A 12,929-nucleotide genomic window follows, 5' to 3' on the forward strand; every position below is an offset into this window, starting at 1 on the left:
ACGTTGTTGAGACAAATGCACCATCATGCAAGTCAGGCTGTTTTGAAAAGCGTTATTAGCGCCTACAGGTACAATATACTGGTCATAGTTAAAAGGAGTATTCAATGAGCCGACATTTTGAAAAAGCCGATGGTCTCTATGAAGAGAAAGACACTGCAACTCAAGGGTTTGTTTTCAACCAAACCATGCTGCGCATTGCAGATCCAAAGCGTTCACTGGACTTTTACACCCGCGTGATGGGGATGACGCTAATTAAGCGATTAGATTTTGAAGAAATGAAGTTCAGTTTGTTCTTTCTTGCTGCAGGGGATGATTTCTCAGATATTGCTGAGGATGACGAAACGCGTACGCAGCAAACATTCGGTCGCCCAGCTATGCTTGAACTTACTCATAACTGGGGAGATTCACCAGAAACCATTGAATACCACAATGGCAATAGTGAACCAAAAGGTTTTGGGCATATAGGGTTTCATGTACCTAACGCAGAGGCAGCATGTGAGCGATTTGAGGCACTTGGCGTTCCCTTTCAAAAAGGATTGAATGACGGTGCAATGAAAGGCATCGCGTTCATTAAAGACCCGGATGGTTACTGGATTGAGATATTCGATGCCGCAAAAGTAGCGCAAACATGTGCGCCACATTTAAAGGCCTAAACAGGCGCTAATAAGCTTGCTAAAAAAATGTTTAACAAAGGTCTAATTGTTTTAACACAATGGGCTAGAGGAAAGCACTAAAAGGAGCGTTCGCTCCTTTTAGTGTTCTCAGTAAACAATCGACGTTGTTTTTATCACTATTTTTTAATGGTGATGATTTCCATCTCATCAGTGTGTTTGACGGTTAAACTCTCATCACTTAGCTTATAATCTAACTGCACTAACAATCCAGTTTGCCTTAATGCCTGGCCGCCTTGAATACGCGGTTTGTAATGCCATTCTTTTAAAGCAGTCATGGCACTGTCATCAAAAACACCCTTAGGGATAGAATCAATTACTTTTATATTGTCAGTGGTGCCCGTTTCAGTGATATCGAACTCCATAACTACGTAACCCTCTTGATTTTCATTTATGGCGGAAGCAGGGTAAGTGGGCTCTACACGTTTAATTGGTTGGGCCGCGTTCATTTTGCTCTCAGCCTTTTTAGGGGGCGGTGGTGGAACATTGGCTAACGCCGTATTAGCAAGTATTAACGAGGCAATTGATAGCGTAGCAGCAGCCGCAATTTTGCTAGTGGCAGCGGGGTGTTTCATCGAATTTAGGCGTTTTATCATGGTACTTTTTTCTCCAAAAGTAGGGTACAGGGTTATAGCACTCGAGCATTGCTCTGCACATTGAACAAGTGCTTTTGCATAGTCGAGCCGTTCGCTATTTGTTTTATTTTTAAGTACTTCGTGGTCACATGCCATTTCTTGGCTTACTCGAAATGACTTTAGGGCAATCCAAGCAATAGGGTTAAACCAAAACAAGATGGTCATGGTCATAGCAAGGGTATTCCACAAATGGTCTTTGTGTTTCCTGTGCACGTTTTCATGTTCTAACACCAAAGCTTGCTGTGCATGACTAAAGGCGGACTTAAATGAATATGGCAACAGTATTTTGGGAGCAACAAAGCCAAACAGCATTGGTGTTGTAGCATGTCGGGAATAATACGCGTTTGTGTGTACAGCCTTTCTTTTGCTAATGGAAAGGTACGTCAACATGTGGTGCACCAAAACATAAGCAGTGAGCAGACTCACCCCAAAAGCCCACAAACTAAACAGTATTTTTAGGTCTTGGGTGACAATTTCAGGTTTCACACCCACCACATAACGACTTAACGATTCAACAGGCGTTGCAACTACATCAACAGGGATGTTATTGAGTATGAGCGCTAATGGTACTAGCAGCCATAGTCTATAGGTAAAAAGTACACCTAACTTGTCTGTAAGAAAGTGCTCGATGACTATCATTAACAAAAGTATCAAGCACAGCACGCCCTGTTGGGCTATAAGCCAATCAATCATTATCTTTTTCCCATTGCTCAATAAGCGCTTTTAGCTCTTTAACATCTTGTTTAGACAAAGCGTTTTGGTTGGCAAAGCCTGCAACCATGGGCGTGATTTTTCCCTTGAATAACCGACTAACAAAGCTCGTAGTCTCCTTCTTGGTGTATTCATCTCGCGCAATCAGTGGAAAATACAAATACTGGCGTTGTTGCTTTTCAAAGCTCAACACCTCTTTTTTGACCAGTCGACCAAGCAGTGTCTTTACGGTTTTATCATGCCAATTTTTTCTCTGGTTAAGGCGCTCAATAACCTCATTGGCGGTGACAGGGTTGTCATCCCAAATCACGTCTAACACGTCAAACTCTGCATTTGAGATCTCTGGCTTCTCTGATTTATTGCTCATCGGTGTACATCTTTTTTGATTACAATTGTAGTCTATGGTGTTAAGATTACATGTGTAATTTAATATTGCAAGCTTATTTTTTAGACGAGAGTGTTTTTTGGAGCAACCAAGCCTTTGTAATCAAGATCAGCCACAAAGTCTGTCAGTTTTACTGAGAGGGCAAGCTAATTTACGGATTGGCATTAAATGAAAGCATCGTGACAAAACTTGGTTCACTGAAATGGGGTAGTACGGTATGAACTCACCAGAGACAAATTAGTTAGTAAAGCACTTCGAAGTCAATGTCATTGGCTTCTAAAAACTCACCGATAATACGAGATTGTTGATTACCCCGAGGGACCATTACGTAGCATTTGGGAAGTGGCGTGACTTCTCGCAGCTCATACCACAAATCGTCAAGCACATCATTACCATGCTTAAGGAAGGTCTCTCCCCAACTTGTGGTATATAAAACCGAGATGTTTTCTACCGTTGGTTTTTGTCGCAACGTCGGGAAATTCACTATTGAAAGACATGCTGCAATTCTTTCAGGCGCTAAAAGATCGTTACGAGGCAATGACGATACTTTTACCGGTGGAAAGTACTTGCACAAGTGCTTCAGTAAGTCATTTAAGTCAAGTTCGCTTATTTCACCGTAGTTATAGTCAAGGTAAACCTTGCTGTCTACGTCGATGATTTTACTTGAAACGCACCACACCATGAGAGAGACCGCGTCGCTTGCTTGAGTAATTTTTTGTGATTCGTCAATAATGCCTGATTTACTCAATAAATCATCTGCATACGCAGACCACACTTCGGTACCATTCTTCAGTTGCTTCATGGCAACTGTAATTTTCTCGCAATAAAGACTTTCTTCAAAGGCGCGGCGCAGGAACTCTACCTTGTGTGGCTTTTTACTGTAAAACGTACTGAGCCTGCGACCTAAGACTGTCATGTCTTTTTCGTCCATGACCTGCTGATGTTGGCCTAGCTCTTTTGAGATTCTGCGATAACACTTCAACAAAAAACGATGAATTCGCGTACTCAGTTGGACCTTCTCATGGAATGACCATTCCTGCTGATTGTCGAGGTGGTGCAACGATTTTCTGTTCCACCCCCAGCGTTTGGCATAAGACGCGAGGATCTTACGCTTAAAGTTCGCACTTTCTCCATCTGACAGCGGTTGACTGAGTTTACAATCAGATTTTAAGTACAAACATTGTTGTAAAATCAGTATGTCTTCCGGTTGACCAAAGTTTTTATAATGAGCGATAAGCTCGTCGAACATCAGCGCATAGGGGTCTATATCAGCTACCCGGCCAGGAGCTTCCGCACCCCGATGGACATGCTTTTTCAATACATTACACAGTGGTTGGCCATGTTTAATATTGGCTAAATACACCTCTAGCTTTGCCATTTTCAATACAGACTTAAATGGCGAGTCCATGGCTTTGCCTAGTTGCCATATAGCCGCTCCAAATAATTCACTGGCATCGAGGCGTTCTAAATTACCCAAATCCATGAACCAATCAATATCAGGGGAGCCGCCCTTCTCTAAACTGTTGTAGATTGCGGTGTATTGCTTTTCATTGGTTTTTTCAGGCGTGAGCCACCAAAAAGGTGCTTTGCCCGCAACAACAATGTTCGTGGTGTAAAATTCAGCCTTTAAGAATAAGGCTTGAGCAGAGCCGGCGCTTTCACCTTCGGCAACGCCAAAATCATTTCGCTTTACTTTTTCGATATCAGACAAGAAGAAGTGAACTTCGATGCCAAAGTTCGCTTCTGCCCATGACTCAATAGCGGTGAGTTTTTGTTGCAGTAAGTTCAGTGATTCGTCAGAGAATTGCTTGCCATCGACGCATACCCAGTAATCAAAATCTGAATGATCCGTTTGAGCTATGGTGCCAATGCTGCCCATTAAAACTAGAGATTCAACTGCCCGTTGGCGAGGCCAAATTTGTCGTATGTCTTTGAAAAGCTCGCTTTGTGTTGGAAAGCACTGCATAAGCGCATGTTCAACATCTACTCTGAATGAATAGTTACTTATCCCAAAAGGAATAGGCTCTCCGGATTCTGGAAGTGGTACAAAGCCAGGTAAGTTCTCGTGATTGATATGTACCAAAAACGGGAGAACGTGAAACAGGGGTTTTTGAGCGTCTGGCAAAAGTGTGAGGGCACGCTCAATTCGCGCTTTGTTATACCTCAAAACGCGCAATAGACGAATTGTTAAATTCTGCTTAACTGAAAGCGGTTGCGACGCAGTCATTGCGATAGTCTGAACTTCTTCATGATGCAAAGCATAGCGTTATTTTACGCTGAATTCTTTAAATTTTTAGCTAATAGGTGGATGTTTTGCGAATTAGTATTTAAACATAGTTTTTTATCGGTATTAGCCCGTTGAGGAGCGGCCTAAAAATACGTATTTAGTCACGTTCTCGTTGCTCGATAATAGACGATGTACGTCCATCTGAAGCAAAACCAAAACTTTGAGCATTAAACGATACAAAATTGTCTGTGTTCACAACGTTTCGAGCTGATTTCAAAAATGCCTGTATATCATCATCACTCGTCTCGTCTTGCTTTAATTGACTTGCATATTCGGTGGCTAGCGCCCATTCGTTTAGTGCAGAAAGCTTTGATGTTTGGTTAATCAAATTTGATAAGCGCGTATTTTTTTCCAGATAGTGTTGAAGTTTTTCGTTGCCATCACCTTCAACGGTAAGTTCCCCATTCTCGATATTGACTGTTGTATCTGAAGTAATAGAAAATTTTGCCGCAATATCTCTAAACTCTACGGCAAGTTTCTGCCGATTAAAATCTAAATAGTTGGCAATAGACTCTGAAGAAATAGGGGCTTCTCCGCTTTCTATCTTATCGAGAAACGCCTCAATATTATCGCCGTGCAATTGAGATTCAAAGTCTCGGTATGTAGCCGTTAGCGCTTGGTTTTCACGCGCTTTATTGGCGATATCTTGCAGGTCACTGCGAGCAGTATCGCCATTACCTATATAGTTTATTAGCGAACGATTTGAAGACAAATTGGTATAAGTTGGGTCCATCATTGGTGCGTTCCAGTAGTGCTTTACACATTGTTCTTTGTTAACGTTATCTGCAATTTTTGCTCTGCAAATTTAGCGCCAACTACTGGTGATGATATTGGACATCCGCACTGTTACACTGCTTTTACATTAAGATATACGTGCCTGAAGAAGGAGCGACAGCTAACACGTTCTACTATCTGAGAAGTTATTAATTTGAAAACCGCATTGAGCAGTTTTTAGTTAGGAGGAAAGCTAGTGAGAAGAGACTCGACAAGTTCATCGAGTTTCTGTTGAATACTTATCGTGTCTTTTGAATCGATTTCTACGGAGCCAGAGGCGCTGTAAATAATTTGGCTGTCTTTGGTGATATCAATCTGAAGTGTTTGATGCAGTGACACTTGCTCACCAATGGGAATGCTGAAAATGCTTCCTAGCGAGATACTACCCGAGCGGCTATAACTTCCCGTCCCCAGTCCTACATTAAGGGTTGTACCGTCTTCTTTAGTTATTGAAGATGCTATAAAACTAACCCCTATATCAGAGCTTTCAGTATTCTCGCTACTACCATGAACTACCTTTTGTAGCCCTCTTGATAAAAGCACTTGTTCGATTGCTTTTTCTACATGCAACATCAATGTTGGCGCTGCTGTGTTGTCTGACGGGATAATTGTGAAAGTGTGTAACTGGGAAAAGTCGAGGGCTTTATCGTAGTTAACGTCAGGCCCTGTTGAGGCACAACCTGCTAATGTAGAAATAAACAAAAGGAAAGTTACAAAGATCGAACCTAGGTGATGCCCTGAATTTTGATTACTGGTTTTACCGCTTTTCACGTTCATGCAATGCTGCCGATTTCTTAGTTAAGCTGTTAGCGTACTAATGATTAATAGCCGAATACAAAAAGAACGTAGTCAGTTACGTTTTTTAATTGTGACATTAATGATTCTTTAAATTGTGTATTACACGCTCTATTTTATTGTAATACTTCTAACTTTCTAAGTTAACGACAAATTAATTTGATGAGTATACGAATTCTCTTCTTATTAAGTCTGCTCACTTTCAATTTATTCGCTCAGCCCACTGTTACTCAAGCACGATTTATGAACAGAGATAAATAGGCTCTAGTATTGCATCGAAGTTTGTTGAAGCTGATAAGGTACCAAAGGTTTGCCCATGCTGCCCGCCTAGGCGGCTTTCACAAAAGGCATTGGCTAATTCAGTGTCACCGTTCTTTTCACTACTCTGCTTACTTAACAATACCGCAGCTTGTAAGGCTAGGGCTGCTTGTTCGGTTAAATAGCGACTTCTGATTTCCATGTGTTGGACATCGCTAAATGCTTCTGTCAATTTTGCTAGGTGTTGGTCGTAGTATTTATTTTTTCCAGACTGCTGTGTTAGTTCGCTGAATAACGCGTCTTTCACTTCGGGCTCTTTTGCTAATGCCCGCAATACATCAAGACACTGTACATTTCCGCTGCCTTCCCAAATAGAATTTAATGGTGCCTGACGGTAATAACGGGGCATAGGATTTTCTTCTACATACCCAATACCACCCAAGCACTCTTGTGCTTCATTGACAAAAGCCGGGGTACGCTTACACACCCAATATTTACCTATGGCAGTCACAATACGAGAAAATGCGGCCTCTTGAGGGTTCCTAGGGGCTTCATCTACGGCCTTTGCCACACGCATGGTCAGTGCGGTAGCTGCTGCACATTCTATAGTAAGGTCGGCCAGTACATTTCGCATTAAAGGTTGCTGAATAAGCGTATTACCAAATGCAGCCCTATACGAAACGTGATGTACCGCTTGAGCAAGTGCTTGGCGCATCAATCCAGAAGAGCCTATCATGCAGTCTAACCTTGTGAGAGATACCATGTCGATGATAACGGGTACACCACGGCCTTCTTCTCCCACCAAAAACGCTTTGGCATCTTGGAACTCTACTTCAGAAGATGCGTTACTCCAATCGCCGAGCTTGTCTTTCAAACGTTGAATACGTACATGATTTAATTCACCGTTTTCAAGCAAACGAGGAAGCAAGAAGCAGCTTAAGCCACCTTCTGCTTGCGCAAGGATCAAATGCGCATCGCACATTGGGGCTGAAAAGAAAAACTTATGACCGACGATATGGTAACTGCCATCATCCTGTTTGGTTGCCGTTGTGGTATTACGTCGTACATCCGAGCCACCTTGCTTTTCCGTCATTCCCATTCCTACGGTGATACCGTTTTTGTCTTTAGCAGGAATTTCTCTCGGATCATAAACCCCGTTGATGAGCTTCTCTAGCCAGTAAGATGGGAGTTGTTTTCCATAACGCATGGCGGGTACGGCTGCATGGGTCATTGTCAGTGGGCAAGAAGTTCCCGATTCAGCTTGATAGTGCATATACATCAGGGCTGCGCGAACCACATGAGCGCCCTGAGTATGCTTATGTTGCCAAGAATAGTTGTGACTATGATTGCTCATTGCCGAGGACATAAGCGTGTGGTAACTGGGGTGAAAATCAACACGATCAATACGTCTGCCATAACGGTCAAACGTATGAAGCACGGGCTTATTTTTATTCGCAAGCTCGCCGTGCGCCATTAAATCGCAACCAGCCAATTCACCATAGTGCGCTAGTAGGCTTTGTTGCGAAGCGTCCATCGTTGGCGCGTAGTGATTAACGTAGTTTTGCAACAACTTATCGTCAGACCACAAATTGTAAGGGGGCAATACAAATGGTTGATTGTCGACGGTGTGCGTTTCAAAGCGATTTGTCATGTGCATAAGAGGTTACCCTGTGAGTGATGTTTCTAACATTACTCTATGTGTAAAAATTTATCAAATATTGTAATGTTTGGTGGGGCATTGCTGCCTGAGAAGTAAATTGAAGCGAGCCTAATACAGTTTCTTTAGTTACTTATTTGGAATAACAAACCACACACTTCACTCACTTGCTGAAATTTGCATTGCGTGAACAAAGATAAGCAGGCTCTAAAAAACACTTTTAAAAATAAGACGTAACAGGTACAAATGATAAGAAGCAATGAGTTGAAAGATAAGCAAAGAAGTTCGAGTGAAAGATAAGCTAAACGATACGCAAGGACAGAAAACCAAAAAGCCAGTAGCACGTAAACTACTACTTAAATTGCTCAGCTCCCGCGAGAACATTCAAATGAATGCCGCGGCAGCGGTACGGGTAGGCGCCTTATTTGGTATTTCTGAAAATAATATCAGAGTAACACTCAATCGCTTGCATTCAGCTAAATTATTAAATGTAGTTGAGCGGGGTTACTACCAGCTAGGACCCAGCGGGAAGCAATTTGCCGATGAAATAAGCCAGTGGCGATTCGCAGAGCAACACCTTGTACCCTGGCAATCTGATTGGATAGTGGTTCAGGCCACTATGTTGTCAAAAAGTGATAAAAAACAACAACGCATTAATGATAGAGCGCTTAAATTGCTAGGGATGAAAGCGCTTAGTTCTGGAATGTATATTCGCCCCAACAACATGCGCGGTGGGGCAGCGTATGTTCGCAATAAACTGCAGAATTTAGGGTTGTCTGAAAAAGTTTTTGTTTATAGAGCTACCGATTTCGACAAGACTACACATAACAGTGCAAGTGCCTTATGGCGAGTTAAAAGCTTGACCGCAAGTTATCAGCAAGGAATAACGTCGTTGACGCAGTCTCTGCAAAAGATACCAGCGTTGTCTCTTGATGACGCGACAAAAGAGACTTTTGAGATAGGGGACAATGCGCTTCGTAACCTCGTATTTGACCCTTTGTTACCTGAGCCGCTTATTGATGTTGCACTTAGGCAACAATACCGCGCTTTAGTTGAACAATACGATGATGTGGGGGCGGGTATATGGAACACGTTTCTAAACAGTACACCATGATGTTATACCTAATGAAGCGACACCCACTGAAGCGATACCTACTAAAATAGAAATTTCGTATTAAGGCTTTGAAAATGTAGGTTTATCAGTTGCACGATATTTATGCCATACACTAGGGAAGATAAACGGATACATGAAAATAGAAAGACCACTATTTAAACACATACGCAACCACTCTGCGTTATTCAGTGCATTGTCTGATTATCGAATTCAAGCGATGAATGAATTGGGCTTACATGGTTATGAATTTCACAAAACGCCCATGTTTGTTACCGACAGCGGTGCACGCTTAACCATAGAGCCCGAGCGAAGTATCGTGGTACCGTCTGTCCGCGTGCTTTCTAATATCAAAAGTAAATTGGTTAACGCTATTCCATCATTGAGTATGGTGGCAAACAGTGAAATAGGCTATCGCTATCCAACCGCTGCTTTAGCAGGTTTAGAAGCGCCTTTTATCAAGCGCATGCGATCTGAATATTTCCATCGCATCGATGAAGACCGAAGTATATGTCGCCCGGTCAACTTGTCATATGGAATAAAAAGCAGAGGAAAAGCTGACAATAGATTGGAGTACGAAGTGTGGATGCCAGACGAAGCGCCAGAGCAGAGTCCACTTCCGTTGCTTATAGACCGCTATGGCGAAGATTTACCCGATGACGTTAGGCATTTTGTAGAACAACCTTCTAAGGTGCATGGCTGGATGGGGGTGAAGCGTGCGGCATTTGAAGCTTTGTATCACAACCCTAGTAATTGTGGAGACTTGGTAATTTGTATAGCAATGAGTGTTGATGCGTACAACATTGGTGCTAAGCCAGACTTATCTTATTCCCCTGAGGCCGAGAGTTCCATTGCATTGAGTAATGCTGAATTTGAATGGGAGATAGACGGTTATTATGCACCCCGTGGGTGGATGTTTGATCACGACACCGTTTGGGAGGCAATCAACCACACCCTCGAAGCGATTAATGGGCCTTTAGAGGATTTTTACGCCAACGACATAATCCCCAGTAATGAAAGCAAAACAGAGCGTATTTTATCCACTATTCAAGCATTAGGCGTTACACAAAGTGAGATTGATAGGTTGAACTTACAGCCATGGGAGTTCCTATTGACACAAAGTGAGCACAGAGTAAAAGCCCACGATCCCAGCCGCAAAGTAAACTTACTTGGTCGTCTCAACCGGTTGTTTTATCAACCCGAACAACAGCTGCCTTCATTGAATGCTATTCACGATCTGATCTTGTAGTTCTCTTTATTGCTAGAGTGTTTTTACACACTAGACGAGTCTATCAGACACGCATAACCGCCTTTATTGTTCCAACGGCGGTTATGTATGCAAGTACCACGTATCTTAGCAAGCGTCTTTCCACGCTATTTTTGTTTACTATCGCTGTAACCAAATTGCATTAATTGTAAATTTTTAGATAAACTTTCAGTTTTTATGTAAAATAATTACAATTTAAGCGTTATTTTGATGTTTTTATCTAATATTTCGTAATAAAATTACAGAAATTGCTTTATTTGTTGAAAGTTTTGGTCATAATATACACATCACTCAGGTGATGTTTAATTTAGTTACTACTTAGGAAATCGACCATGAAACTGTCTACATTTGCAATTGCTCTAACTTTTTCTGTTGTTGCTGCTCAGGCATCTGCTAAAGATGTTCGCCTTCAACCGGTAAACAACAATGTTGAAACTCAAGCGTGTTTAACTGCCGCTACTGAAGGATATGGACCTGCTTTGCGCTACATTCGCAACAGCGGTTTCAATGCAGAAGAGTTCAGTGCATCAGTACGTTGTAACGGTGAGTCGTTACGCACATTTGCATATATGTACAGAAATAATGAAGTAACTGAAAACGCGAAAAATGTTGCATTAGTAGCGAAGAACGAAGACGCAGCATCTCAAGCTTGCGTAGAAGCACTAAGCATTGGCCAAGACGCAGCACTTGCTAAATATGGTCTAGAAGGCGAAAACATTATTTGTAACTTTAAAAACATTTCAGACTTTGTACGTCAGTACAGCGCTGAGAATGTAGTTGTGCGTACTGCTGCAGAGTAAGTGTTAACGCACTCGTTACAGTGCAACTTTATAATACAGTTTCATGGCCTCTCGCGATTAACGAGAGGCCTGACACTACGCTCTAATAGTTCTTTCTTCAGTCATTCTTTTTTCAATTATTCTCTCTTCGGTTATTTGTGATTGCTCGAGTCGTCTGAGCGAATTAGGTGAAATGTAGTTTGTCTTCCATCTAAATAAGACACTGACTCGCCATCAAAAAACTGCATCTTCTTCTAACATTATTCGAATTTCCTTATTCCATTCTGTAACTTGACTCGCGGCATTTAATTCAATTGAGTATGCGGTGTTAGGGTACATGGGATAATCGCCTTGAACCGGCACACCATTTTGTGCATCCCACATACCAATTGTTGGGCCTGCAGCATGTCCGTGAAACCCTAATGGATGTGTGTAAATGGCGGGTTTTATCCCTTCTTCAATCGCGTGTTCCCGTGACATTTTTAAAATGGTATTACCGCTGCGTTTCACTTCAAAGTTGTTGGTTAAGATATCTTGTAATCGATTCGCATTTTTTAGCGCTTGTTTTAGCCCATCTGGTACGTCGGTTTCAGACGGCTTAAGTACATAAGCGTGCTGTTGCTGATCGGTATTAAGGCGAAGGTAGGTAATGCCAAAGTCCACATGCAACAAATCACCCGGGCGTATAATATTTTCACCTGGACGTTTGCTGAAGGCTTTTATCTGGTCGAAGGCTTCGTTGTCAGCTCGCTGAATCGATACTGTTGGGTGAAACCAGTTGGTGAGGCCCAATGCGCGAGTTTGGTCTCTTAGCCACCACACTACATCGTCGGTCGTTGTTTCATTGGGTGTGATCACAGCATTGGAAAACGCGGTGGCGATAAGGCTATGCCCAATTTTTGCCAATGTTGGATAGTGCGTCATTTCAAGTTCACTGCGCGTTTCTAGCCATCCGATAGATAAGTTCTCACCAGACACGACTCGCTTTTTAAGCGCCTCTGGTAGTACTGCCATGAATTTTTTGTATTCCGTTGCACTCATTCCGTCGCCTAATGCAAATGCATCTGACGTATTAATGGCTATCTTATTTGGATTGCGCTGCTTGATGATATCGCTAAGCGCTTGCCACTGATCTGGTTGTGCTTCTTTGTCCCATGCTTTTTCAAATAGGTCTCCTACTGCGTATCGCGCGACAGCGAGTTTTTCGAGTGGTTTATTCTTCCCCGGGTTGTAAATAACTAACATGGTGTGTCTACGAGCAGAAAGCCAAGAGGAGGGCAACATGGTTTTTATTACGGGATCTTCATTGTATTCCCGCGACATAATTACCCACATGTCGATGTTTTCACGTGCCATGACCTCGGGTAAAACAGTTTCAAAGCGTTGTTTGAGTATGCTGTCTATCAACTCACTTCGCTCTTTCATGCTTAAAATGGTGTCAGCAAGCACTGAATGACTGACAATGAAGGTTAAAAGGACCAGAGAACGTAGCATAGGTTTTCCTTGTACCATAATAGTGTGAGGTATTTGTTATTATATTGATTTATTGAGAATAAGTTTTACCACTTGTCTTTGGCTGATGGAATGCTCTTATGAAAT

The 12,929-nt window shown here is 42.2% G+C and carries 10 protein-coding genes and 1 pseudogene; 4 read left to right on the forward strand and 7 right to left on the reverse strand.

Annotation, left to right across the window (positions count from 1 at the left end; all coding sequences use genetic code 11):
- Positions 1–104 precede the first annotated feature (104 nt).
- Positions 105–653, forward strand: coding sequence for a lactoylglutathione lyase (gloA, locus tag EYR97_RS01640; protein WP_131092095.1), 549 nt, complete (start codon positions 105–107; stop codon positions 651–653).
- Between the two features lie 137 nt (positions 654–790).
- Here gloA and EYR97_RS01645 read toward each other — a convergent pair whose 3' ends face one another.
- The 6 genes from EYR97_RS01645 to EYR97_RS01670 form a co-directional block, all read right to left on the reverse strand.
- Positions 791–1,999, reverse strand: coding sequence for a TonB family protein (locus EYR97_RS01645; RefSeq protein ID WP_131092096.1), 1,209 nt, complete (start codon positions 1,997–1,999; stop codon positions 791–793).
- A complete protein-coding gene (locus EYR97_RS01650) occupies positions 1,992–2,384 on the reverse strand; it encodes a BlaI/MecI/CopY family transcriptional regulator (protein ID WP_131092097.1) in 393 nt (130 codons plus the stop codon). The genes EYR97_RS01645 and EYR97_RS01650 overlap by 8 nt, the downstream gene beginning before the upstream one ends.
- Before the next feature lie 259 nt (positions 2,385–2,643).
- Positions 2,644–4,629, reverse strand: a complete 1,986-nt coding sequence (locus EYR97_RS01655) for a class I adenylate cyclase (RefSeq protein WP_131092098.1) — start codon at positions 4,627–4,629, stop codon at positions 2,644–2,646.
- Positions 4,630–4,786: 157 nt separating this feature from the next.
- Entirely contained in the window at positions 4,787–5,425 is a 639-nt protein-coding gene (locus EYR97_RS01660) for a hypothetical protein (protein WP_131092099.1), read from the reverse strand.
- 215 nt (positions 5,426–5,640) lie between these two features.
- Positions 5,641–6,240, reverse strand: coding sequence for a DUF4136 domain-containing protein (locus EYR97_RS01665; protein ID WP_131092100.1), 600 nt, complete (start codon positions 6,238–6,240; stop codon positions 5,641–5,643).
- Positions 6,241–6,499: 259 nt separating this feature from the next.
- Positions 6,500–8,173 (reverse strand): acyl-CoA dehydrogenase family protein, encoded by a 1,674-nt coding sequence (locus tag EYR97_RS01670; RefSeq protein ID WP_131092101.1) that lies wholly within the window; start codon positions 8,171–8,173, stop codon positions 6,500–6,502.
- A 289-nt stretch (positions 8,174–8,462) separates the two neighbouring features.
- Here EYR97_RS01670 and EYR97_RS01675 point away from each other — a divergent pair, with 289 nt between their 5' ends.
- The 3 genes from EYR97_RS01675 (at position 8,463) to EYR97_RS01685 (ending at position 11,351) form a co-directional block, all read left to right on the forward strand.
- Positions 8,463–9,287: a PaaX family transcriptional regulator gene (locus tag EYR97_RS01675; protein ID WP_219996015.1), complete on the forward strand. Its 825-nt coding sequence runs from the start codon at positions 8,463–8,465 to the stop codon at positions 9,285–9,287.
- Between the two features lie 133 nt (positions 9,288–9,420).
- Positions 9,421–10,533: a hypothetical protein gene (locus tag EYR97_RS01680; RefSeq protein WP_131092102.1), complete on the forward strand. Its 1,113-nt coding sequence runs from the start codon at positions 9,421–9,423 to the stop codon at positions 10,531–10,533.
- Between the two features lie 350 nt (positions 10,534–10,883).
- Entirely contained in the window at positions 10,884–11,351 is a 468-nt protein-coding gene (locus EYR97_RS01685; protein WP_131092103.1) for a DUF3718 domain-containing protein, read from the forward strand.
- A 131-nt stretch (positions 11,352–11,482) separates the two neighbouring features.
- On the opposite strand, the pseudogene EYR97_RS01690 reads toward EYR97_RS01685, so the two are convergent.
- Positions 11,483–12,824: pseudogene (locus tag EYR97_RS01690) on the reverse strand (M24 family metallopeptidase).
- Positions 12,825–12,929 lie beyond the last annotated feature (105 nt).

The sequence above is a fragment of the Alteromonas sp. KUL42 genome, assembly GCF_006538325.1.
In the GTDB taxonomy this organism is placed as follows: Bacteria; Pseudomonadota; Gammaproteobacteria; order Enterobacterales; family Alteromonadaceae; genus Alteromonas.